Origin of the sequence: Rhodococcus sp. 14-1411-2a (assembly GCF_002259485.1) — a bacterium.
Classification (GTDB): Bacteria; Actinomycetota; Actinomycetes; order Mycobacteriales; family Mycobacteriaceae; genus Rhodococcoides.
Genome location: NZ_NPGA01000015.1, coordinates 635,237 through 659,701, shown reverse-complemented (window position 1 = coordinate 659,701; position 24,465 = coordinate 635,237). Strand labels below are relative to the sequence as shown.

At 65.7% G+C, this 24,465-nt stretch carries 19 protein-coding genes; 9 read left to right on the top strand and 10 right to left on the bottom strand.

Translation table 11 applies throughout. The annotated features are described in order from the left end of the window. Nucleotides 1-46: 46 nt before the first annotated feature. Complete coding sequence (locus tag CH291_RS16830; protein ID WP_179272068.1) at nt 47-1,546, top strand: stealth family protein; 1,500 nt, start codon at nt 47-49, stop codon at nt 1,544-1,546. On the opposite strand, the gene CH291_RS16825 is transcribed toward CH291_RS16830, so the two are convergent. Further along, on the bottom strand, nt 1,543-2,454 hold the full coding sequence (locus CH291_RS16825) for a phosphodiesterase (RefSeq protein WP_068053283.1): 912 nt from the start codon (nt 2,452-2,454) through the stop codon (nt 1,543-1,545). The genes CH291_RS16830 and CH291_RS16825 overlap by 4 nt on opposite strands. 158 nt (nt 2,455-2,612) lie before the next feature. Between CH291_RS16825 and CH291_RS16820 the strand changes: the two genes are divergently transcribed. After that, nucleotides 2,613-3,422, top strand: a complete 810-nt coding sequence (locus CH291_RS16820; RefSeq protein ID WP_094641337.1) for an alpha/beta fold hydrolase — start codon at nt 2,613-2,615, stop codon at nt 3,420-3,422. A gap of 72 nt (nt 3,423-3,494) precedes the next feature. Here CH291_RS16820 and CH291_RS16815 read toward each other — a convergent pair whose 3' ends face one another. Together CH291_RS16815 and CH291_RS16810 are read right to left on the bottom strand one after the other, a co-directional pair. Further along, entirely contained in the window at nt 3,495-4,622 is a 1,128-nt protein-coding gene (locus tag CH291_RS16815; protein ID WP_094688053.1) for an acyl-CoA dehydrogenase family protein, read from the bottom strand. A gap of 16 nt (nt 4,623-4,638) precedes the next feature. Further along, nucleotides 4,639-5,814 carry an acyl-CoA dehydrogenase family protein gene (locus tag CH291_RS16810; RefSeq protein WP_068053271.1) on the bottom strand — a complete coding sequence of 392 codons (1,176 nt, stop codon included), beginning with the start codon at nt 5,812-5,814 and terminating at the stop codon, nt 4,639-4,641. Nucleotides 5,815-5,892: 78 nt separating this feature from the next. Between CH291_RS16810 and CH291_RS16805 the strand changes: the two genes are divergently transcribed. From CH291_RS16805 to CH291_RS16790, 4 genes are read left to right on the top strand one after another with little or no spacing between them, the layout of a single operon-like run. Beyond that, complete coding sequence (locus tag CH291_RS16805; RefSeq protein WP_068053269.1) at nt 5,893-6,447, top strand: histidine phosphatase family protein; 555 nt, start codon at nt 5,893-5,895, stop codon at nt 6,445-6,447. A 14-nt stretch (nt 6,448-6,461) separates the two neighbouring features. Further along, a complete protein-coding gene (locus CH291_RS16800) occupies nt 6,462-6,944 on the top strand; it encodes a RidA family protein (RefSeq protein ID WP_068053267.1) in 483 nt (160 codons plus the stop codon). 39 nt (nt 6,945-6,983) lie between these two features. After that, on the top strand, nt 6,984-8,474 hold the full coding sequence (locus CH291_RS16795) for an ABC transporter permease subunit (protein ID WP_094688052.1): 1,491 nt from the start codon (nt 6,984-6,986) through the stop codon (nt 8,472-8,474). Then, nucleotides 8,471-9,217: an amino acid ABC transporter ATP-binding protein gene (locus CH291_RS16790; protein WP_068053258.1), complete on the top strand. Its 747-nt coding sequence runs from the start codon at nt 8,471-8,473 to the stop codon at nt 9,215-9,217. Before CH291_RS16795 ends, CH291_RS16790 begins: the two co-directional genes overlap by 4 nt. A gap of 83 nt (nt 9,218-9,300) precedes the next feature. Here the strand turns inward: CH291_RS16790 and CH291_RS16785 are convergent, their stop codons facing one another. The 4 genes from CH291_RS16785 to CH291_RS16770 all read right to left on the bottom strand — a co-directional run bounded on the left by CH291_RS16785 (nt 9,301) and on the right by CH291_RS16770 (nt 14,694). Further along, complete coding sequence (locus CH291_RS16785; RefSeq protein ID WP_094688051.1) at nt 9,301-11,364, bottom strand: xanthine dehydrogenase family protein molybdopterin-binding subunit; 2,064 nt, start codon at nt 11,362-11,364, stop codon at nt 9,301-9,303. Continuing rightward, nucleotides 11,361-12,356 carry an FAD binding domain-containing protein gene (locus CH291_RS16780; RefSeq protein ID WP_094688050.1) on the bottom strand — a complete coding sequence of 332 codons (996 nt, stop codon included), beginning with the start codon at nt 12,354-12,356 and terminating at the stop codon, nt 11,361-11,363. Before CH291_RS16780 ends, CH291_RS16785 begins: the two co-directional genes overlap by 4 nt. Further along, nucleotides 12,353-12,853, bottom strand: coding sequence for a 2Fe-2S iron-sulfur cluster-binding protein (locus CH291_RS16775; protein WP_094688119.1), 501 nt, complete (start codon nt 12,851-12,853; stop codon nt 12,353-12,355). The genes CH291_RS16780 and CH291_RS16775 overlap by 4 nt, the downstream gene beginning before the upstream one ends. 95 nt (nt 12,854-12,948) lie before the next feature. After that, a complete protein-coding gene (locus CH291_RS16770; RefSeq protein ID WP_231911489.1) occupies nt 12,949-14,694 on the bottom strand; it encodes a DEAD/DEAH box helicase in 1,746 nt (581 codons plus the stop codon). A 310-nt stretch (nt 14,695-15,004) separates the two neighbouring features. Between CH291_RS16770 and CH291_RS16765 the strand changes: the two genes are divergently transcribed. Continuing rightward, nucleotides 15,005-16,792 carry an AMP-dependent synthetase/ligase gene (locus tag CH291_RS16765; protein ID WP_176460380.1) on the top strand — a complete coding sequence of 596 codons (1,788 nt, stop codon included), beginning with the start codon at nt 15,005-15,007 and terminating at the stop codon, nt 16,790-16,792. 61 nt (nt 16,793-16,853) lie between these two features. Here CH291_RS16765 and CH291_RS16760 read toward each other — a convergent pair whose 3' ends face one another. After that, the gene (locus tag CH291_RS16760; RefSeq protein WP_068053245.1) at nt 16,854-17,471 is read right to left on the bottom strand and encodes an alpha/beta hydrolase; all 618 of its coding nucleotides are present in this window, start codon (nt 17,469-17,471) and stop codon (nt 16,854-16,856) included. Between the two features lie 79 nt (nt 17,472-17,550). Between CH291_RS16760 and CH291_RS16755 the strand changes: the two genes are divergently transcribed. Further along, the gene (locus CH291_RS16755) at nt 17,551-21,000 is read left to right on the top strand and encodes a TM0106 family RecB-like putative nuclease (RefSeq protein WP_094688049.1); all 3,450 of its coding nucleotides are present in this window, start codon (nt 17,551-17,553) and stop codon (nt 20,998-21,000) included. Here CH291_RS16755 and CH291_RS16750 read toward each other — a convergent pair. Beyond that, the gene (locus CH291_RS16750) at nt 20,970-22,184 is read right to left on the bottom strand and encodes an alanine racemase (protein WP_094688048.1); all 1,215 of its coding nucleotides are present in this window, start codon (nt 22,182-22,184) and stop codon (nt 20,970-20,972) included. The genes CH291_RS16755 and CH291_RS16750 overlap by 31 nt on opposite strands. A gap of 72 nt (nt 22,185-22,256) precedes the next feature. Further along, entirely contained in the window at nt 22,257-22,898 is a 642-nt protein-coding gene (locus tag CH291_RS16745; RefSeq protein ID WP_094688047.1) for a TetR/AcrR family transcriptional regulator, read from the bottom strand. Nucleotides 22,899-23,101: 203 nt separating this feature from the next. Here CH291_RS16745 and CH291_RS16740 point away from each other — a divergent pair, with 203 nt between their 5' ends. After that, nucleotides 23,102-24,415, top strand: a complete 1,314-nt coding sequence (locus CH291_RS16740; protein ID WP_094688046.1) for a D-arabinono-1,4-lactone oxidase — start codon at nt 23,102-23,104, stop codon at nt 24,413-24,415. The last annotated feature ends 50 nt before the right edge of the window (nt 24,416-24,465 follow it).

Genomic DNA, 24,465 nt, shown 5'->3' with positions numbered 1-24,465 from the left:
GACCAATGATGCCGTCACCCGAGAATCCGCAGCGTCCGCGGCACGCCTGAGTGAACGATCCGACGTGGTCAGCCACGACGGCCGCTACGCACTGACGATCACCTCCACCACCCCGCACCAGGCGATGGTCGAGGATCTGCTGTTCGTCCGCGCCGTGCTCGACGCCGCCCGCATCAAGTATTTGCTCGTCCGCGGCAACGACGAACGACCGGTCATCGCCATCGAGCTGGCTGCCCGGGACGCGCTGACCACCGCATTGGTGCACGCCTGCCGCGCCGAGCCGTTCTACTCCAAGACCGTCGACGCCCGCGGGAAAGCCGTGCTGGTTGCCGACGGCACGCTCTCACCGTCGGCCAACGCCAGGATCGTGCGGCTGTACCGTCCGCGAGTCGAACCGTTCAGCGGGTTGTACTACGGCGCATCGACGGCAGTGCAGATCGAACTGTGGTCGTTCTCGCCGTCCGAGATCGTGCTTCCGATCGAGAATTCGCTGACCCGTCGCAACATTCGGCCCGACGAGGCCGTCCGCGGAACGGTCGAACGCTTCGGCAGAACCTGGCCGACCATCGAGAACATGTTCGCCGACCACGCGTCGGACATCAATTTCGACATCGACATCGTGTTCTCCTGGGTCGACGGCTCCTCGGCAGAATTCCAGGCCCAGCGCGCGCGGCGGATGGCGAACTACGTCGTCGGTGAAGGTGACGATTCGGCAGCCCGCTACCGGCAGATCGACGAACTGAAGTACGCGCTGCGGTCGATTCACATGTACGCGCCGTGGATCAGGCGGATCTTCGTGGCCACCGACTCGGCGAGGCCTGCATGGCTCGCCGACCACCCCAAGGTGACGTTCGTTCCGAGCGAGGCCTTCTTCGTCGACACATCCGTTCTGCCGACCCACAATTCGCAGGCCGTCGAAAGCCAGCTGCACCACATCCCCGGATTGTCCGAGCACTTCCTGTACTCGAACGACGACATGTTCTTCGGTCGACCGGTCAGTCCGTCGATGTTCTTCTCCCCCGGCGGAATCAGCATGTTCATCGAGGCGACGACCCGAATCGGGTTGGGCTACAGCGACGCCGACCGCAGCGGTTTCGAGAACGCGGCGCGGGTGAACCGTCGAATCCTGCAGAACCGATTCGGAATGACCACAACCCGGCATCTCGAACACGCGGCAACACCGCTGCGGCGCAGCGTGATGCAGGAGATGGAGAACGAATTCCCGGACGAGTTCGCCTCCACCGCGGCGAGCGCGTTCCGGGCGAGCACCAACATCTCGGTGACCAACTCGCTGTACCACTACTACGCCCTGATGAGCGGTCGCGCCGTGGTCCAGAAGGACGCCAAGGTCCGGTACATCGACACCACCACCGTGGCCGGTCTCGACCTGATGGAGAAGCTGCTCCCCAAGCGATCCGTGGACTTCTTCTGCCTCAACGACGGCAGCTTCCCCGAGGTCGACCTGGACCTTCGCACCCGAACGGTGACACAGTTCCTGGACAAGTACTTCCCCATCGTCGCGCCGTGGGAACGCGAACAGCGTTAGGCGTCGCTGAACGTCTTGCGCCGCGCGCTGTCTGCGATGGTCACTCCCGCTGCATTCAGCCTGCGCGCAGTCTCCTGAGCCGAGACCGGCTCTCCCACAGTGTCGTACGACCCTGTGGGCACCACCGAATGCACGACGGTGTCCTCGTAGACGTGGACCAAGTTGTACCCCTGGGCACCGTCGCGTCCGCGCAAACCGCCTGCGGGCACGTTCAGATCCTGGGTGTAGCAGGTGGCCGACGCCACCGAGACCGGGATACCCGCGAACGTGGCCGTCGTCGAATAGTGCAGGTGCCCAGCAAGAATAGATCGCACATCGGTTCCGCGTAGCACGTCGGCCAGGCGAGGCTGATCGATCAGCTCGACCAGCACGGCGAGATCGAGCACGGTCGGTACCGGCGGATGATGCATCGCGAGAATGGTGCCGAACTCGGCGGGGGTCGCGAGAGTGTCTGCCAGCCAAGCCAATTGCTCGTCGCCGAGCTCGCCGTGGTGCCTGCCCGGGACCGTCGTGTCGAGCGTCACCACACGAAGACCGTCGACGTCGTGGACACGATCGATGGACTGCCCGGTGGGTTCGGCGTCGAGAAGCTTCTGCCGAAACGTCGCCCGGTCGTCGTGATTGCCCATCGCCCAGACGATCTGCGCACCGAGTTCCTCGGCCACCGGCTCGACCAACGCGCGCAATTTCTCGTACGCGCCCGGCTCACCCTTGTCCGTCAGATCCCCCGTGAACACCAATGCGTCGGGCCGCACACCGGAGTTGCGTACGTCGGTCATCACCTGCTCGAGCCGCAAATGACTGTCCACGCCCCCGTACAACCGACCTCCGCCGTCGACGAGATGCGTGTCGCTGATATGCAGCAAGCAGTGATGGGGACGTGGGTACTCGGCCATCCGAGACTTCATCGAACTCTCGCTCACGATCGGACCTACCGTTTCACGTTCACCCGGCCGGGCGAACGCCACTGTTGCAACCCAAGCATACGAGCGTTCACTGAGAAAAAGCTGGTCGGATCTACGCGGTGAACACCGCACCAACATCCGGCGTGTGACAGGTTGAGAGCATGACGAAACCGAAGCTGACCACCCTTCTCGCAACTGCAGGACTGACGGTGGGGTCGATGGTCGGCATCGGCGTCGCGCCCGCTGCCGCGCAGGAGCTGCCGACCGTGGTGCTGGTGCACGGAGCCTTCGCTGACAACACCAGCTGGGACGGCGTAGCCGACAACCTCCGTGGCCGCGGCTACCCGGTGGTGACGGCGGACAACTCGCTGCGCGGACCGGCGTTCGACGCGGCCTCGGTCACCGATGTCGTCGAGAGCATCGACGGGCCGGTGGTACTGGTGGGCCATTCGTACGGCGGCACGGTGATCAGCAACGTGCACGCCGACAACGTGGAAGCGCTGGTCTACGTCGCCGCGTTCATGCCCGTCGAGGGCGAACCCGTCGCCCTGGAACTCGACCCCATCCGATTCCCGGTGACCGCGCTGGTACCGCCGGTGATCGGCCTGTCGATCGTCGACGACTCCTCCAACCTGATCGGCAAGAACGTCGACTCGTACATCACGCCTGCCCTGTTCCGGCCGTTCTTCGCCCCTGATGTCACCGAGGAGCAGGCCGCGCGCATGGTCGCTCACCAGAAGACGATCGCTGCCGGTGCGCTGCTCGAGCCGAGCGGCCCACCGTCCTGGGCGGACACACCGTCGTGGGCGCTGATTCCCCAGCAGGATCAGATCATCCCGGCCTCGGCCGAGCGGTTCATGGCGCAGCGGGCGGGTGCTCGGGTGACCGAGGTGCCGGGTTCGCACGCGATCCTGGTCTCGAACCCCGCAGCCGTGGCCGACCTCGTCGCCGAGGCGGATGCGGGCAGCTGACACCTCACGAAACGACCTCGGGCCCGGCCACCTGTCGACGGTGGCCGGGCCCGAGGAGTGTTAGGACGAGCGTCAGATCCCGATGAGATCGTGATCGGCGACCTTCGCGGCAAGGATGCGTAGGTGCTCGTCGGCACCACCGAGCGTGTGCTCGATGGCCACCAGTCGACTGGTGTAGTGCCCCACCGGATATTCGGCCGTCACGCCGATTCCGCCGTGCAACTGAATGGCCTCCTGGCCGATCTTGCGACCGGACCGCGAGATCTGCAGCTTCGCGCGCGACGCGATGGTCGGGTCTACGTTGCCGTCGGCCAAGGACATCGTGGCGTACAGGCTCATGCTGCGGGCGAGTTCGAGCAGCACGTACATGTCCGCCGCACGGAAGGTGAGTGCCTGGAACTTGGCCAGCGGAACCCCGAACTGCTTGCGCTGCTTGAGGTAATCGGTGGTCAACCGAAGCGCCTCTTCCATCGCACCGATCGCCTCGGCGCAGAGCGCGGCCTGCGCTCGCACCTCGGCACCGGTGATGGCCGCGGCCGCGTTCTCGGCGGTGCCGAGCGGTTCGGCTGCGACGTCGACGAATTCGATCTGCGCGGCGCGCTGACCGTCGTGGGTGGCGTACGACTTGCGCGTGAGCCCGGTCGCGTCGGCGTCGACGACGAACAGTCCTGTTCCACCGGTGGGCAGCGTCGCACTGACAACGATCACGTCTGCGCTACCACCGTGCGGAACCGGGTTCTTCACGCCGTTGATCGACCACGAGCCACCGTCCTCGGTGGCGGTGGTGGCGACCTCGACGTTGGGCCAGCGGCTACCGGATTCGTTGTGCGCGAACGCCAACATCGACGATCCCTCGGCGACGGGCGGCAGGAGCCGCGCGCGCTGATCGGCGCTGCCGAGCTCGGAGATCAACCCGCCGGGGACGAGAACGGCGTCGAGAATCGGCTCCGGTGCGAGCCGTCGTCCGACCTCGGTCATCACGGCCATGATCTCCACCGGACCGGCGTCCATCCCGCCGTCTTCCTCGCCGAACGTCAGACCCAGCAGGCCGACCTCGGCCAACTGCTTCCAGACGTCGGTGCTCCAACCCAGCTCACCGGCAACGATCTTGTTGCGCTTCTCGGTGTCGTAGGCCCGCGAGAGAACCTCACGAGTGGTGTCGCGCAGCAGCTTCTGCTCTTCGTTGAGTTCGAAATCCATGTCTTCAGATGCTCCCTTACAGTCCGAGAATCGCAGAGGCGATGATGGTGCGCTGAACCTCGTTCGAGCCGCCGTAGATCGACACCTTGCGGTAGTTGAGATAACCCGGTACCGAGCGCTGCGCCCAGCCCTCGCTCTCGATGTCCTCGCCCGCCTCGTAGGGCAGTGAGTCCGGCCCGGCAACGTCCATCAGCAATTCGGTGGTGGCCTGCTGCAGTTCCGATCCCCGCAGCTTGAGGATGGACGACGCCGGATTGGGCTTGCCGTCGTCCGAGCTCGACACCATGCGCAGCTGAGTCAGCTCGAGGGCAAGCAGTTCGTTCTCGACCTCGGCCATCTTGGCCGCGAACAGTGGATCCTCGAGCAACGTGCCGGTGCCGACCTTGGTCTGCGCCGCGTGCTTCTTCGCCTGTCCCAGATGGACTTTGGTGTGTCCGGCCCGGGCGACGCCGGTGCGCTCGTTGCCGAGCAGGAACTTGGCGTAGCTCCAGCCCTGGTTCTCCTCGCCGACGAGGTTCTCCGCCGGAACGCGGACGTTGTCGAAGAAGACCTCGTTGACCTCGACACTGCCGTCGATCAGCTTGATGGGACGCATCTCGATGCCGGGAGTGTTCAGGTCGATCAGCAGGAACGAGATGCCGGCCTGCTTCTTCGGCGCGTCCGGGTTGGTGCGCACGAGCGCGAAGATCCAGTCGGCGTACTGGCCGAGCGTGGTCCACGTCTTCTGTCCGTTGACGATGTAGTCGTCACCGTCGCGGATGGCGGTGGTGCGCAACGACGCCAGGTCCGATCCGGCCTCGGGCTCGGAGAAGCCCTGGCACCACCAGATGTCGAGGTTCGCCGTCTTGGGCAGGAACTTCTCCTTGAGCTCCTGCGAGCCGAACGTCGCGATGACCGGGCCGACCATCGAGGCATTGAACGCCAGCGGCTCGGGCACCGACGCCAACTGCATTTCGTCGAGCCAGATGTGACGCTGTACAGCGGTCCAGTCGCGGCCACCGAACTCCGCGGGCCAATGCGGCACCGCCAGGCCGTTCTCGTTGAGGATTCGCATGGTCGTGACCACCTCGTCCTTGCTCAACTCCTGACCCGTCGCACTCTTCTCGCGAATCTCGGCGGGGACCTTCGTGGTGAAGAACGTCCGCATCTCGTCACGGAACGCGGCCTCTTCTTCTGTCAGGGCAAGATTCATCGACAATCCTCCAAGCTCGTTCGCGTATCTTCGTATCGACCGTACTCCCTGGTAACTCTGGGATATTCTCCGCTCACTATGACTCTTCTGGCACTGGTTCGGCACGGTGAAACGAACTGGAATCTGCACGGGCGCCTGCAGGGCTCTTCGGACATTCCTCTCAACGACACCGGGCGAGCTCAGGCCCGCGAGGCCGGCTACGAACTCGAGTACCGGACATGGGACCACCTGGTCAGCTCCCCGCTGATCCGAGCAGCGGAAACCGCAGACATCATCGGCGCGCACCTGGGTCTGACCCGCACCGCCGAGTTCCCCGATCTGGCCGAGCGGCACTTCGGTGACGCCGAGGGCTTCACCGACTGGGACGCGTATTCCCACTGGCCGGACGGCCGGTACCCGGGCTTGGAGCCGCGTTCGAACCTGATCGTGCGTGGCGTGCGCGCCGTCGACGAGATCGCCGCGCGCTACCCGGACTCGGCGGTGATCGCCGTGGCGCACGGCGGCGTCATCCGGGCGATCTTCGACGCGATCCGGCGACGCCACTCCCCGCGCATCCTCAACGCGGGCGTCTCCACCCTCGAACACGACGGTTCTCGCTGGACCGTTCGCACCATCAACGGCATCCCGGTCTGACAGAGTTTTCTTTCATGGAGATCGAACGTCGCATCACCGAACTCGGCTTCACCTTGCCCGGGGAACCGACCGCTCCGCCCGGTTTCGAGTTCTCGTTCGAATGGGTGCGCGTGCGTGGCAACCGAGTCTTCGCCTCGGGCCATTCCCCCTTGGACCGGGACGGCACCCTGGCCGGCCCGTTCGGTGCAGTGCCGTCGCAGGTCGATCTCGACTCGGCCACCGACGCCGCACGCGACACCGCGCTGGCGCTCCTCGGCAGCGTCGCCCGGGCAATCGGCGACCTCGATCGAATCAGCGCGTGGTTGACCGTGACCGGGTCGGTCAACGCCGACCACGGCTTCACTCAGACCACCACGGTCGTCAACGGCTTCTCCGATCTGGTGCTCGCCATCTTCGGTCCGGAAATCGGTGCCCATGCCCGCACCGCACTCGGGGTGGCGGCATTGCCGATGAACAACACCGTCGTGGTGTCAGCGGAACTGGAGATCGACGGGTAGGTTTTGCTCCACTCGTACATACGGCGAAAGCGGGCGCAGATGGTGCGCAGATCGATTCTTGCTCTGGTCGCGATTCTCATCGGCATCCTCGGGTTGTCCGGCTGCAGCTCGTCCTCACAGTCGCTGCTGGACCGGGTGCAGGACGAGGGCGTACTGGTCGTCGGCACCGAGGGCACCTACAGCCCGTTCAGCTATCAGGGCGCGGACGGACAACTCACCGGATACGACATCGACGTCATCAACGCCGTCGGAGCCGAGTTGGGCGTACGCGTCGACTTCGTGCAGACCCCGTTCGATTCGATCTTCGCCGGACTGCAATCCCAACGCTTCGATCTGATCGCCAACCAGGTCTCGATCACTCCTGCGCGCCAGTCGGCCTACGACCTGTCCACGCCGTACACGGTGTCGGAAGGCCAGATCCTCACCGCCGCAGACGACTCCACCATCACCTCTCTCGCCGACCTGGCCGGCAAGACCACCGCGCAATCGTCGACGAGCAACTGGGCCGAGGTCGCGGCGAACGCAGGCGCGAACGTCGAAGCCGTCGAGGGATTCGTTCAGGCGGTCACTCTCGTCAAGGACGGCCGCGTCGACGCCACCGTCAACGACTCCCTCGCCATCGCCGAATACCTGCAGCAGACCGGCGACACCGGCGTGAAGATCGCAGGCGAGACCGGCGACACGACGCTGCAATCCTTCGTGGCCCGCAAGGACAGTGGGTTGATGGACGAGGTCGACACCGCCATCGACACGCTGCGCGAGAACGGCACCATCGCCGAGATATCGAACAAGTACTTCGGCAGTGATGTCGCCGCACCGACCGCCGACACCGTGGTTCCGACGAGCGACGACGCAGCGTCGACGGCACCGTCCAAAACGCAGCTCGTTCTCGACAACCTGTGGCCGATGCTCAAAGCCACTGTCACCATGACCATTCCGCTCACCGCCATCAGCTTCGTGATCGGACTCGTCATCGCCCTCGCGGTCGCACTGGCCCGGATCTCGTCGATCGCACCGCTCGCCGCGGTCGCCCGGTTCTACGTCTCGATCATCCGCGGCACTCCCCTGCTGCTGCAGCTGTTCATCATCTTCTACGGGCTGCCGCAGTTCGGCATCGTGATCTCGCCGTTCCCGGCCGCGGTGGTCGCGTTCTCACTCAATGTCGGTGGCTACGCGGCCGAGGTGATCCGGGCCGCGATACTGAGCGTGCCCAAGGGACAGTGGGAGGCCGCGCAGACCATCGGGATGGGCTACCGAACCACGTTGCAGCGCATCGTACTTCCGCAAGCACTGCGCACCGCGGTACCACCGTTGTCGAACACGCTGATCTCGCTGGTCAAGGACACCTCCCTGGCATCGACCATCCTGGTCACCGAGCTGCTGCGCGTCGCACAACTCGCGGCCGCACCGACCTTCGACTTCTTCACCCTGTATACCGTTGCGGCGCTCTACTACTGGGTGATCTGCATCGTTCTCTCGTTCTTCCAAGGCAAACTCGAAGTCCGACTCGACAGGTACGTGGCCAAATGACAGACCTGCTGGAAGTATCCGCACTGAAGAAATCCTTCGGGCCACTCGAGGTGTTGAAAGACATCTCGTTCACCGTGCCGTCCGGCACCGTCACCGTCATCATCGGACCGTCCGGATCCGGCAAGACCACGGTGCTGCGCACACTGAACGCACTCGATCAGGCCGACGCAGGCATCATCCGCATCGGGGACGTGTCGGTGGATTTCGCAGAATCCGTCAACGCGGCGCAGCTCCGACACTTCCGCGCTCAGAGCGGCATGGTGTTCCAGAGCCACAACCTGTTTCCACACAAGACGGTGCTGCAGAACATCATCGAGGGACCGGTGATCGTGCAGAAGCGAGCCAAGGACGACGCCATCCGTGACGCGCACGCGATCCTCGACCAGATCGGTCTCGACGCCAAGTCCGACCAGTACCCGTTCCAACTGTCCGGAGGCCAGCAACAACGCGTCGGAATCGCCCGAGCCCTAGCGCTGCGCCCCAAGCTGATGCTGTTCGACGAGCCCACCTCAGCCCTCGATCCCGAACTGGTGGGCGAGGTACTGGCCGTCATCAAAGGCCTTGCCGCGCAGGGCTGGACGATGGTGATCGTCACCCACGAAATCCGTTTCGCCCAGCAAGTCGCCGATCAGGTGCTGTTCATCGAGAACGGCGTCGTCCTCGAACGCGGCACACCGGAACAGGTGCTGGTGAACCCGACGGAGCCCCGTACCCGCCAGTTCCTGCAGCGCATATTGGCCTAGAGGGGCTGTAGAGGGGCTGCGCCCCATGTGCGCGGAACTTCGTAGCAGGGGTCGAGTTTCCACTCACCTGCGGCGAAGCCGCTCTAGAGGTGCGGCAGCACCTTGTCCAGGGTGATCGGCAGGTCGCGGACTCGGACGCCGGTGGCGTTGTAGACGGCATTGCCGATGGCCGCCGAGGATCCGACCGCACCGATCTCACCGATTCCCTTGCCGCCCATCGGCGCGAGTTCGGTGTCGACCTCCTCGACCCATACGGCCTCGAGATCGGTGACGTCCGCACACGCCGGGATGTGGTACTCGGCGAGATCGTGATTGGCGAACCCGCCGAACTCGTGATCGGTGATGCCGTTCTCCATCAGCGCCATGCCGAGCCCGAACGTCATGCCGCCGATGAGCTGAGACCTCGCCAGCCGAGGATTCATCACCGCGCCGATGCCGAAGACTCCGAGCATCCTGCGGACCCGCACCTCACCGGTGTCGATGTCGACCGCGACCTCGGCGAACTGGGCACCGAAAGCCATGCGCGCCAGCTCCTTCTGCCCCTCGACGTCATCGGTGGTGTCGGCCTCGGCGGAGTTGCCCGGCTCGTACGAACCCTGAGACTTCAACGAGTGGCAGACCTTGGTGACGGCCCAGCCCCACGACGAGGTGCCCGAGGACCCACCGGCTCCCGGAGCGGTCGGCAGAGCGCTGTCGCCGAGTTCGACGGTCACGCTGTCTGCATCGACCTCGAGAGCATCGGCGGCAATTTGTCGCAGCACGGTGCGCGCGCCGGTACCGATGTCCGACGCGGCGACGGACACCGTGATCGTGCCGTCCGACTCCACTCGCGCCGACGCGGTACTCGGTGAGATCAACACCGGGTAGCTGGCCGTCGCGACTCCTATGCCGACGAGGGTGTTGCCTTCTCTACGCTGTCCGGGCGTGGGATCGCGGCGGTCCCAGCCGAACTTCTCCGCACCCTCGCGAAGGCACTGCACCACACTGCGTGAGCTGAACGGGTTACCACTGGCGGGATCGACGTCCGGCTCGTTGCGAACGCGCAGTTCGATCGGATCGACGCCGGTGGCCGCGGCCAATTCGTCGATGGCCGTCTCGACGGCGAACATGCCGGGTGCCTCGCCGGGTGCCCGCATCCACCGCGGCGTTCCGACGTCCAGCTTCGCGAGACGGTGGGTGGTGCGACGGTTGGGGGCCGCATAGATGTGCCGAGTCGATTCCGCCGTCTGCTCACAGAACTCGAAGATCGTGCTGGTCTGCTGGAACGAATCGTGCGCGATCGCCTGCAGCGCACCGGTCGAATCAGCGCCCAGACGAACGTGATTGAGCGTCGGAGTGCGGTACCCGACGACATCGAACAACGCCTGCCTCGGCAGCACCAATTTCACGGTGCGGCCGGTGGCTCGCGCGGCCATCGCAGCGAGGATCGCATTGGGCCGAGTACTTCCCTTGGCTCCGAAACCGCCGCCGACGTTCTCCGCGACGACGCGAACGTTCTCGGGCTCGAGGTCGAACGCCGTGGCGAGATCGCCCTGCACACCCGACGGTGCCTGCGTCGAGTCCCACAGCGTCAGAACGCCGTCGGCCCACTGCGCCGTGGTGGCATGCGGCTCCATCGGACTGTTGTGCATCGGCGCGGTGGAATACCAGTTGTCGACGACATGCTCGGCAGTCTTCAGCGCTGCATCGGGATCCCCGATCGTCACGTCGGTCGGAAAGCCGGCGTTGACGGACTCGGGTGCGTAGAGCGAGCCGTGCTCGGCCGTCAAAGTGTTGTCGGGTGAGCGGACATCGGTGTACTGCACCCGCACTCGGGCTGCGGCGGCGCAGGCGTCCTGAAGAGTATCGGCCACGACGACGGCCACGATCTGACCGCGGTACGCGACGGTGTTCGACTGCAGGACATGCAGTTCGGCGTCCTCGACCTCACCCAGCTTCTCCGCGTTGCCGTGCCAGACGACCGCATGCACCGTGGGGTCGTCGTCCAGTTCGACTCGTTCGACCGTGCCCGCAGGAACTGTCGCGGGCACGTACCAGGCGTACAGCTGCCCGACGGCCGGCGGTTGCTCGGCGGCGTACCGAGCCCGGCCGGTGACCTTCGCGATCGATTCGGTGCGCTGAATCGGTTGTCCGATCGATGCAGTCATGACCGGTCTCCCGACACTGTGAGTTCCGCCAAGGTGCGGGTGACGAGATTGGTCACCAGTGGGATCTTGAACGCGTTGTCGCGCAACGGTTCCGCTGCGTCGAGTTCCAACGCGATGGCCCGCCGGAACGACGCCTCCTCGGCGGCCGCGCCGAGCAGCGTGTGCTCGGCCGTGCGAGCCCGCCACGGCTTGTGCGCCACACCGCCCAGCGCGATCGACACCCCGCGCACGATTCCGTCCTCGACATCGAGAGTGGCGGCGACCGAGGCGATCGCGAAGGCGTAGGACTGCCGGTCTCGCACCTTGCGGTAGGTGGAGACGGTGCCGTCCGCCGGTGCCGGTATCTCGATGGCCGTGACGAGTTCGTCCCGCGCGACCGTGTTGTCGCGCTCGGGCGCGTCGCCGGGTAGCCGATAGAAGTCATCGATCGCGAGGGTGCGCTCTCCGTCGACTCCGCGCACGACCACACGTGCGTCGAGAGCGGACAGCGCGACCGCCATGTCGGAGGGATGCGTCGCCACGCAGGCCTCCGAGGCCCCGAGGATGGCAAGGTTGCGGTGCTCACCGGTCCGGGCCGGGCAGCCCGACCCGGGTTCGCGCTTGTTGCACGGCTTCGATGCATCCATGAAGTACACGCACCGAGTGCGCTGGAACAGGTTCCCGCCGGTGGTGGCCATGTTGCGCAACTGACCCGAGGCACCGGCCAGCACCGCCCGCGAGAGCACCGGATAACGCTGACGCACCACCGGGTGTACCGCGAGATCACTGTTGCTCACGCCGGAACCGACACGAAGCGAGCCGTCGTCGGATACGTCGATGTCGTGCAACGGAAGTCGCGTCACGTCGATCAGCGTCGTCGGGCCCACGACTCCGAGTTTCATCAGGTCCACGAGGTTGGTTCCCCCGCCGAGCAGCATCGCGTTCTCGTTCTCGGCGAGGCGGGCCACGGCGTCGTCGACGGCGGTGGCTGCGTCGTACTCGAAGGTCTTCACGACGCGTCCCGTACGGCCGACACGATATTGCAGTAGGCACCGCAACGACAGAGGTTGCCGCTCATACGTTCTCGTATTTCGTCGGGATCGAGTTCGACGTCGGCACCCTCGATGTCCTCGGTGACCGCGCTGGGCCATCCCTGCTTGGCCTCTTCGATCACCGCGACCGCCGAACAGATCTGCCCGGATGTGCAGTACCCGCACTGGAACGCGTCGCGATCGACGAAGGCCTGCTGCACGGGGTGCAGGGTGTCGGCGTCGGCCAACCCCTCGACCGTGGTGATCTCACGATCCTGCTGCGCCACTGCGAACGTCAGGCAGCTGTTGATCCGCCGTCCGTCCACCAGCACCGTGCAGGCCCCACACTGCCCGTGGTCACACCCCTTCTTGGCACCGATCAGGTCCAGGTTCTCGCGGAGAGCGTCGAGCAGGGTGGTTCGGGTATCGCAGTCGAAAGCGCGGTCGGTCCCGTTGACACGGAGAGTGACGTTGGTCATGCACGGGCGGATACCCGCGGCCTCGGCCACCAAACGCTCGCGCTTGGGTCGTGCGTGGAAACTCGTAGTGGGCTACGAAGTGCCGTGCACGTGCGCTAGCGCCGCCCCTTGTACTTCCCGCCACCGCTGCGTCCGGGAGGACCGGAATCGGGTTGCAGCTGGATCAGTACGCCACTGATGCGGGTGCGGCGCAACGCCTCGACGGTCTCGTCGGCGAGGTCGGCCGGCAACTCCACCAACGAGTGATCGGGCCGAATGCTGATATGGCCGAAGTCGCTTCGGCGCAGACCGCCTTCGTTGGCGATGGCGCCGACGATCGCTCCCGGGGCGACGTGATGCCGCTTGCCGACGCTGATGCGGTAGGTCGCCATCTCCTGGCCGGTCTTGCGGTGGTGCGAGCTGGCCGCGTCCTCGTCGAACGTGCGCGGTGGTCTCGGTTCGCGAGGCTCGCGCGGTGCCCGCGGCGGGGCGGGCGGCTCGGGCTTGAGCAAGAACGCTTCGCCGTCGCGGGACTGAATGGCCAGCGCGGCTGCGATGTCGACCAAGGGGACGTCGTGCTCGCGCTCGTAGTCCTCGATGAGACGACGGAACAGCGCCAGGTTCTCGTTGCCCAGGCTCTCGGTGATGGAGTCCTTGAACTTGGTCACGCGCTGCGCGTTGACGTCGTCGACGCTCGGCAGCTGCATCTCGGTGATCGGCTGACGCGTCGCACGCTCGATGGCCTTGAGCAGGTGCCGCTCGCGCGGTGCGACGAACAGCAGTGCCTGACCGGCGCGACCCGCTCGGCCGGTACGACCGATGCGGTGCACGTAGGACTCGGTGTCGTGCGGGATGTCGTAGTTGATGACGTGCGAGATGCGGTCGACGTCGAGACCACGGGCAGCCACGTCGGTGGCCACCAGAATGTCGATCTGACCGTTCTTCAGTTGACCGATGGTGCGCTCACGCTGAGCCTGCACGATGTCGCCGTTGATCGCCGCGGCCGAGAAGCCCCGCGCACGCAACTTCTCGGCGAGCTCCTCGGTGGCCTGCTTGGTGCGCACGAACATGATCATCGCCTCGAACTCTTCGACCTCGAAGATTCGAGTCAGTGCTTCGAGCTTGCGCTGATGGGCCACCTGGACGTACCGCTGGGTGATGTTCGGTGCCGTCGACGTCTTGGTCTTGACGGTGATCTCCACCGGATCGTGCAGGTACTGCTTGGAGATCTTGCGAATCGCGGCAGGCATCGTGGCCGAGAACAACGCGACCTGCTTGTACTCCGGGGTATCGGAGAGGATGCGCTCGACGTCCTCCTGGAAACCCATCTTGAGCATCTCGTCGGCCTCGTCGAGCACCAGGTACTCGAGCCCGGACAGGTCGAGGGTGCCCTTCTCGAGATGGTCGATGACGCGGCCGGGAGTACCGACGATGATCTGTGCGCCCTTGCGCAGACCGGAGAGCTGAATGCCGTACGCCTGACCGCCGTAGATCGGCAGGATGTGCAGACCTGGAATGTGGGTGGCGTACTTGCCGAACGCCTCGGCGACCTGGAGCGCCAGCTCACGGGTCGGGGCCAGTACCAGGGCCTGCGGCACCCGACGCGAGACGTCGAGACGCGAGAGGATCGGCACCGCGAACGCGGCGGTCTTGCCGGTTCCGGTCTGCGCGAGTCCGACGACGTCGTTGCCCGCCATCAGCGGCGGAATGGTGGCCGCCTGAATGGGCGACGGGCTCTCGTAGCCGACATCGCGGAGGGCCTTCAGGACCCGCTCGTCGATCCCGAGGTCGGCGAAGGTGATGTCGTCGCCCGCTGGAACGGCGGACTCCTGCGGGGGCGAATTCGTCTCGTCGGACGTCACGGCGGCATCCTGTTCAGTTTCTGAAGTGCTCATATGTCGCACGAGTTTAGTACCTGCTCGGGCCCTGCGAACCCTTCTACGCTGATCAGGTGACGAAAACGGTCACGACGGCCTGCGGTGCGAGCGGCCTCACACCGGCGACCCCACACCCGAACGCGACTGCGGACGGTTAAGTTGTACCCCGAGTCACACTCAACTCCCCCGGACTCGCGGCAAAGTCGACAAACCGGACACCCCGGATGGTGCGCCACGGCCTCGAATGTGATGAAATGCACAACTACCACGCTATTTTTCCGTAAGGGGTCCAGCAGTGCGCGAATATTCTGTGCCGGCGTCGTTCACCATTCCTGACGACGCATCCATGGCCGACACCGTCTACAGGTACGAGAAGGAATCGCCCAACTTCGTACCCTTCCAACGTCTGGTGAACGGCAACTGGACCGATGTCACCGCAGCTCGCTTCGCGACCGAGGTCGCGGCAGCAGCCAAGGGACTGATCGCCTCCGGTATCGAACTCGGCGACCGTGTCGCGATCCTCAGCGCGACGCGCTATGAGTGGGTCGTCCTCGACTACGCCATCTGGTCCGCAGGTGGCTGCACCGTCGCGATCTACGAGACCTCCTCCGCCGACCAGGCGCAGTGGATTCTCGAGGACTCCGCCACCAAGTTGCTCGTCGTCGAGACCGCAGCGCACGCCTCGAACCTCAAAGAGGTCACCGAGGGTGCCAAGGATCTGCGTGAGGTTCTGCAGATCGACGCCGGAGCCATCGACGAGCTGACCACCCGCGGAGCCTCGGTCAGCGACGAGGAACTGCATGCACGACGCCATCAGGTCAGCGCGGCATCGCCCGCGACCCTGATCTACACCTCGGGCACCACCGGACGGCCCAAGGGCGTTCAGCTCACGCACGCCAACTTCTACGCCGAGGTGCAGGCCACCCAGATCGCGCTGCACGACTCGATGAAGGAGGGCAACCGCACACTGATGTTCCTCCCGATGGCGCACGTGTTCGCCCGCGCCGTCTCGTTCGGCTCGTTCGAGTCCAAGGTCACCGTCGGACACACCTCGGACGTGACGACGCTGGTGGATCAGTTCGCCGTGTTCAAGCCGGACTTCATCCTGTCGGTGCCGCGTGTGTTCGAGAAGGTCTACAACTCCGCCAAGCAGAAGGCACACGACGGCGGCAAGGGTTCCATCTTCGACAAGGCCGCCGCGACGGCCATCGAGTGGAGCGAGGCCCAGGAGAAGGGCGGAGCCGGGCTGGTTCTGAACCTCAAGCACACGGTGTTCGACAAGCTCGTGTACTCCAAGCTGCGCGCCGCACTCGGCGGCAACTGCACCCGCGCGGTGTCCGGTGGTGGACCTCTCGGTGCCCGCCTCGGCCACTTCTTCCGCGGTGCGGGCGTCCCGGTCTACGAGGGCTACGGCCTGACCGAGACCAGCGCGGCCATCACCGTCAACACCACCAAGGAACAGCGCGTCGGCACCGTCGGCAAGCCCATCGACGGCCACTCGGTGAAGGTCGCCGAGGACGGCGAACTGCTGCTCAAGGGACCGGTCGTGTTCAGCGGCTACTGGCACAACGAGAAGGCCACCTCCGAGGCCATCGTCGACGGCTGGTTCCACACCGGCGACCTCGGTGCCATCGACCAGGAAGGCTACGTCTCGATCACCGGCCGCAAGAAGGAGATCATCGTGACCGCGGGTGGCAAGAACGTCGCCCCCGCAGTGCTCGAGGACGCCCTCCGCGCGAACGCGATCATCAGCCAGTGCCTCGTCGTGGGCGACGCCAAGCCGTTCATCGGTGCGCTCATCACCCTCGACCCGGAAGCACTGCCCGGCTGGCTCGAGCGGCACAACCTGTCCGCGGACATTCCGTTCTCCGAATTGTCCAAGAACCCCGAGATGGTCGCCGAGATCGACAAGGCCGTCGCCGAGGCCAACAAGAAGGTCTCGAACCCGGAGCAGATCAAGAAGTACACGATCCTCGAGAACGACTTCACCGTCGAAACCGGTGAGCTCACCCCGACGATGAAGCTCAAGCGCAACATCATTCATGCCGAGCGCGGCAGCGACATCGAAGCCATCTACTCGTAGATCGACCGAACGAGAACGGGCCCGGCGCGATCCTCGCGCCGGGCCCGTTCTTTTTCGTTTGTCAGGACATGTGGTCGTCGAGGAACTCCGCCACCACCGACGTCACCTGCAAGTGGATCTTCTCGTGCAGCAGGTCGTGGCCACCGTCCTCGAATTCGCGCAGGGACGCGTCGGGAACGCCGCCGATCCACTCGCGCACCGCATCGACCGGAGCCAGACGATCGTCCACGCCGTGCACGGCCAGCAGCGGAATCACATTGTCGGCGAGATCGGTGACCGAGCCGGTCACCGACTTGGGCGTTCCGCACAGTACGGCGCACTGGACCGCCTCCGGATGCGCGCCGAGGGCTGCGATGGCCGTCGCCGCCCCCAACGAATGCCCCATCAGTGCGAACGACAACTCCGGGTGTTCGGCCTCGGCGATCTCGAGCAACTGCAGCGCGTTCTGCGCGAGTGCGGGAATCTGAGCGGCGTCCGTCAACTCACCTTCGGTGAGGCCGTGGCCCACGTGATCGACCGCCCACACATCGACTCCGCGTCCGTTCAGGACGCGAGCGAAACGGTGATAATGGCCGCTGTTCTGGCCGAGACCGTGCAGAAAAACGAGACCGAAACGAGCATCGGGGACAGTCCAGTTTCGGTAGTGGACCGCGCCGGTGGCTCCGTCGAAAAAAGGCATTCGATCATTTTGCCTCCTCGCGACGGCATCCGCGCGCAACGTGACCGGTACCGCTCGCGGCGGTGACTAGGGTGGGCGCGTGTTCCTCATCGGCGATCGCGTCATCTACAGCGCCAGCGACCTCGCCGCGGCAGCGTCGTGCGAATTCGGACTGCTGCGCCGACTCGACGGCCTCACCGGTCTGATCCCGCGGGCCACCGCCGCGCCGGATCCGATGCTGGACCGCACCTCTGCACTCGGATTCGAGCACGAACGCCGCCAGCTCGAGACATTCCAGCAGCGGTTTCCCGGCGGTGTCCTGACGATGGACCGACCGGGACGCACCGCACAGGAATTGGCCGACGCGGCCTGGGCGACGTTCACCGCCCTCACCTCCCGGACACCCGTGGTGTATCAGGCCACGTTCTTCGACGGCCGATTTCTCGGATTCTGCGACTTTCTGGTGGCCGAGGGCGATCGGTACGCCGTGTACGACACCAAGCTGTCGCGGCACGCGAAGGTGTCGGCCCTGCTGCAGCTGGCAGCCTACGCGGACGCGCTCCGGGCCGGCGGGATCGTCCCGAGCGAAGAGGTGCACCTGATGCTCGGCGACGGCAGCGACTCCGCGCACTCGCTCGCCGAGATCCTGCCGGTCTACCGACAATCCAGGGAACACCTGCAACACATCCTCGACGAGCACCACGCCGAGGGGACCGTCGTCGACTGGTTCGACTCGCGCTACTCCGGCTGCGGACAGTGCGAGGCCTGCACGGCCGAGGTGGAACAGCACCGCGACCTGGTTCTGGTCGCAGGCATGCGCGCGAGCACCAGGGACAGACTGCTCGACGCCGGCATCTCGACGGTCGACGAACTGGCTGCATCGACCGGAAGCGTGGACGGCATGTCGTCTCGCACGGTCACGAATCTGCGAGCTCAGGCCGCGCTGCAGGTTCGTCAGGAACGCAGCGGCGACGCCGAGTTCGAGATGTTCGACGCCGACGCCCTCGGTGTGATCCCCGAGCCCGATCCGGGCGACATCTTCTTCGACTTCGAGGGCGACCCACTGTGGGCCGAGGCCGGCAGTGCCGAATGGGGACTCGAGTATCTGTTCGGTGTCTACACCGCCGACGGCGACTTCCTCCCGTTCTGGGCGCACGATCGCGCGCAGGAACGCCGCGCCCTGATCGACTTCCTCGACTACGTGACCACCCGTCGCGCCGCCTACCCGAACATGCACGTCTACCACTACGCGCCGTACGAGAAGACCGCGCTACTGCGCCTCGCCGGACGCTACGGAGTGGGTGAGGACGCAGTCGACGACCTACTGCGGGACGACGTTCTGGTCGACCTCTACCCGATCGTGCGATCTGCGGTGCGCATCGGAGCCAGGTCGTACAGCATCAAGAAGCTCGAACCCCTGTACATGCCCGCGGCCCGCGACGGGGACGTCACCGATGCGGCCGCGTCGATCGTCGAATACGCGAACTGGTGCGATCTACGAGACCAGGGCAAGGACGCCGAGGCTGCTGCGCTCCTCGCCGATATCGCCGAGTACAACCGCACCGACTGCGAATCGACGCTGCGACTGCGGGATTGGTTACTGGGGCGCGCGTCGGACGCCGGTGTGCACCCGCGGGCTCGGCAGCATCTCGAACTCGAAGACGGTGCGACGGACACCGCGAGCCCGCTGGAGCTCGAACTCGCCGACTACGCCGGTCTGCCGTGGGAGCGCACCTCGACGCAGCAGGCCGTCGCATTGTTCTCCGGTTCCATCGGCTACCACCGCCGCGAGCGAAAGCCGTTCTGGTGGGCGCACTTCGATCGCCTCACCCACCCGCTCGACGAGTGGGCCGACGCGGCCGACGTGCTGAAGGTCGAGCGCGCCGAGCTGGTGCACGACTGGATGAAGACTGCACCGAAGCAACGGGTCCTGCGACGACAGCTCAAGCTGCTGGGACATCTGAGCAGCGGCGTCCTGTCGAGCTCCAAGGTCAAGCTGCTCTACGAAAACCCGGCCCCGGAGGGATTGCCGAAACAGCAGCCGATCCATCGGGCGACCACGACGGTCGAGATCGTGGAGGCGGGCTACGAGGGCACCCTCGACATGGTGGTGGTGCAGGAGAACCTGCGCAAGGGAGTGGACGAGTACTCCGACTTCCCCGTCGCCACCGCACCCGAACCGCCCCCGGCCACCAAGTATCTGGAGCAGGCGATCGTTGCCGTCGCGGCCGAGGTCCACGCCGCACTGCCGCACCTTCCGCACACGGCTGTCGCCGATCTGCTGACGCTGTCGCCGCCCCGAACCCGTTCCGGCACCGGTCTTCCCGAGGTGCACGCCGGCGATTACGCGGCAGCCGTCACGGCGGCACTGCTCGATCTGGACCGGTCGTACGTTGCCGTGCAGGGGCCACCCGGGACCGGGAAGACGTACACCGCTGCGCGGGTCATCGCCGAGTTGGTCGATGTCCATCATTGGAAGGTCGGGGTGGTGGGCCAATCGCATCACGTGGTGAACAATCTGCTCGACACCATCGTGGCCGCAGGGGTGGACCCGGCCAAGGTGGGAAAGAAGGCACCGACCGCCCACACCGTCCTGGACCCGACGGACTACTGCCGCTTCGTCACCGCCGCCGAGGATGGCTGCGTCATCGGCGGTACTGCCTGGGACTTCTCCAACCCCGGCCGCATTCCGCCCGAGTCGCTCGATCTGCTGGTCATCGACGAGGCCGGGCAGTTCTCCCTGGCCAATACCATCGCCGTCTCGGTGTCCGCACGCAACCTGCTGCTGCTCGGCGACCCGGCACAGCTGCCGCAGGTCAGCCAGGGCACCCACCCAGAACCCGTCGACGAGTCGGCGCTGGGCTGGATCACCAGCGGTCACCCGACGCTGCCCGCCGACCGCGGGTACTTCCTGGCCACGACGTGGCGGATGCATCCCGATCTGTGCGCGCCGGTCTCGGCACTGTCGTACGAGGGCAAGCTCGAGTCCAACCGTGCTGTGACACAGGCACGTTCACTGGAGTCGCTCGAACCCGGCCTGCATATCGTCCACCTCGACCACCACGGCAACTCCACCGACTCGGGGGAGGAAGCCGACGAGATCGTCACTCACGTGCAGAATCTGCTGGGCCGACTGTGGAGCGACCCGCAATCCTTCGAGGGTGCGCGGCCGATGGACCAGGGCGACTTCCTGGTCGTCGCCGCCTACAACGCGCAGGTGGCCGTCATCGTCGAAAGACTCGCGGCCGCCGGACTCGACGAGGTCTCGGTGGGCACCGTCGACAAGTTCCAAGGACGACAGGCACCGGTGGTGTTGATCTCGATGGCCGCGTCGGCAATCGAAGACGTGCCACGAGGCATGGGATTCCTGTTGTCCCGCAACAGACTCAACGTCGCCGTCTCGCGAGGCCAGTGGGCCGCGATACTTGTCCGGTCGCGGGCACTGACCCGGTACCTGCCGTCGACCCCGGCCGGACTGGTCACCCTCGGCACTTTCATGAGCCTGTGCGAGAACGGAATTCAGCCGAACGCCATGCCCTCACCACGATAGGTGGGGACCGCCTCGACGGACCCGTCGGCGTGTACCAGATGCAGGGTGTCGAATCGCTCGCACAGCTCGCCGGCCTTGGCATGCCGGAACCAGACGCGATCACCGATCCTGATCTCTCCCGCTCCGCTCACCGGAGTCTGCACCTCGCCCGCGCCTTCGTTGCGCAGCAACTTCAAACCGGACGTCACCACGCCCCTGGCCTTTCTCGACCACGCGATCGGCCGCGGGGACCTCGACGTCGACGCCGGGCCCGACGCGATGTAGCCACCGCCGAACAGCGTCGCGATCTGTGGCGTCGGCTTGCGCACCGCGGGCAACGCGAAGAACAGCGAGGGCTCGGCCGAGAACGCGCGATACCGATCGAAGAGCGTCGGCGCGAACAGACCCGATCCCGCGGTCACCTCGGTGACGACGGGATCGGCCGCCGAGAACTCGATCGACCCGGTACCGCCGCTGTTGACGATCTCGATCCGGCCGACGGCCGCAGTCACGGCCTCGACCACCGCCGTTCTGCGCGTGGAGATCTCACGAGACGACAGCGACTTCATCCATTCCACCGCGAGATTGGCGTCGGGCACACCGGCGATCTGCGCCTCGTAGAACATCAGCCCGACCACCCGAAACCCCCGCGCATGCGCCGCCCGCGCGAAGGCGGCGACCTGCTCGGGTTCGCGCAGTGGCGAACGTCTGACACCGATGTGCAGCGGCCCGATCCGCAGCGAGGCATCGACGTCGAGACAGATACGGGGCTTGAGAAGATCACTGGCGGTGGCGTCGCGCACGATGTCCAGCTGTGCGACGTCGTCGACCATCAGCGTGATGCGCCCAGACAGAACACGATCGTTGACGACCTCGGCGAGGGCGGTGCGGTCGACCGTCGGGTACCCCATCAGGATGTCCTCGACGCCGTGGCGTGCCAACCAGATCGCCTCACGCAGGGAGTACGCCATGACCCCGCTCACGCCGTCGGCCGCGAGCACCCGCTCCAAAACCGCCCGGGACCGAACCGACTTGCTCGCGATCCTGATCGGCACTTCGTCCGCCCGTGCTCGCAGCGCCGCAGCATTGGCATCGAGGGCCGCCAGATCGACTGCAGCCATTGGTGATTCGAGCCCTTCGGTGGCAGCGGCGATACGGGACAGTGGTGTCGTGTCGGTGGTTGCGACACCGGCGATCGAACTCATGCGGCTCATTCCTTTGTCGTTGCCAGGTCCGAACAGTCAAACACTCCACAGCCGAGAAGTCCCGGCGAGCATTCAGCGGTCCTGAGCCTTGGCCGCTATCAGACCCGACAGGTCGTCGATCTGCGCCAGCACCTCGAGATCGTCGCCGTCGACCAACCATCGCAGCACGAGGCCGTCGAGGGTGGCCATCCCGAAACGCGCGATCGACGCCACCGGCTCCAGCCATCGCGTCCCGGTGTGGGCGGAACACTTCTCGAAGAACAACCGGGCCTCGGAGTCCCGGATTCGGTACTGCCCACTGGCGATCTCGGCGGCCGTGGCGGACCCGAGCGCACGATGGCGCAGCAAGTAGGTCTTGATCTCGTACGCGAGCAACTGCCGACCCGGTGACTTCTCGATCAGCAACCACACCGCGCTCAGACCGCCGTGCACCAGCTCGCGCAGACCTCGGACACCCGGGAGTTCGCGCGTGCCCACCGCGCTTTCCAACGCGGCATGCAGAATCTCGGTGACGTCGACGATGAGGTGCTCCCCCATCGCGATCACCAGATCCTGCTTGGTCTCGAAGTGGTACTGCACGATGCCCTTGGTGACGTCGGCGTGCTCAGAGAGAGCACGCACGGTCAGAGACTCGATGCCGACCCGCTCCGCGACATCGATCGCAGACTGCACCAGTTGTGCGCGCCGCACATCAGCGGGCAGCCTCGATTGCATCACCCGATCCTAGGGCGCAGACGAGTTCTGTGCCTCCGATTGACCCACGGGAGTGGAGCCTGCGGAATGACCTGGAGGTTGCAGCAGTGGAGCCTGCGGAATGACCTGGAGGTTGCAGCAGTGGAGCCTGCGGAATGACCTGGAGGTTGCAGCAGTGGAGCCTGCGGAACGACCTTCGGTTCGAGCAGTGCGATAGTGATTCGATGATCGAGCGGTCGTGGCAGAACTGGGCGGGCAACCAGCATGCGTATCCGGTGCATCGAGCCGAGCCTTCATCGGTGGACGAGTTGCGTGCGATTCTGCGGGATGCCGTCGAACGATCTCGGACGGTGCGGTGCGTCGGAGCGGGCCACTCGTTCACTCCGATCGCGGTCACCGACGGCGTTCAGATCAGCCTGGATTCGCTGCGCGGGATCGAATCGGTGGTGCGCGAGGACGACGGTTCCGCCCGGGTGACTGTGCTCGCAGGCACTCGGCTGCGCGATCTGACCGCGCGGTTGTGGGACCTCGGCCTGGCCATGACCAACCTCGGCGACATCGACGAACAATCGATTGCCGGAGCCATCTCCACGGGCACTCACGGAACCGGAGCCCGCTTCGGCGGCATCGCGACTCAGGTGTACGCGCTGGAGCTGATGACCTCGGACGGCCGGCTCGTTCGGTGCTCTCGCGAGGAGAACACGGAACTGTTCGACGCGGCCCGCGTCGGGCTCGGTGCGCTCGGCGTGATCACCCGAGTCACGCTCGAATGCGTTCCGGCCTTCGTCCTCCGGGCCGTCGAGGAGCCGTCGACGCTCCGGGCGACGCTCGCCGATCTCGATGCGATCGTGGCAGGCGTCGACCATTTCGAGTTCTACTGGTTTCCGCACACCGACCGGGTGCTGACCAAACGCAACACCCGCCTGCCCGGCGACGCTGCGCTGCGTCCGCTGGGAAAGGTGCGGTCGTATCTCGACGACGAATTGCTGTCCAACACGGTGTTCGAGGGCCTCAACCGTGTGGTGACGCGGGTGCCTGCCCTGATTCCGCGCCTCAACTCGGTGTCGGCCCGGGCGCTGTCGGCCCGTGAGTACACCAATCGTTCGTACCGGGTGTTCTCGTCGTCGCGGACCGTCAAGTTCGTCGAGATGGAATATGCCGTGCCTGCAGCCGAGATCGGCGGGGTGCTGCGCGAGGTGGATCGCTGGCTCGGGCGGTCTACGCACTCCATCGCGTTTCCCGTCGAAGTGCGCTTCGCCGCCCCCGACGACATCTGGCTCTCCACCGCGTACGGACGCCCGACGGCCTACATCGCCGTGCACCAGTACCACCGGCGAGATCACCGCGAGTACTTCGACGCCGTCGAGGCCATCTGCCGCAGCGTCGGCGGCAGGCCACACTGGGGCAAACTGCATTCCCTCGACGGCGACGAGCTGCGCGATACCTACGAACACTTCGACGACTTCCTGCGTGTTCGGGATGCGATGGACCCGATGAAGCTGTTCGGCAGCAGATACCTCGAGCGTCTGCTGTCCTGAGCGGCCGACCGGTGTAGCGCTGCGCGCAATTTTTGCTCCACTCCTGCGAC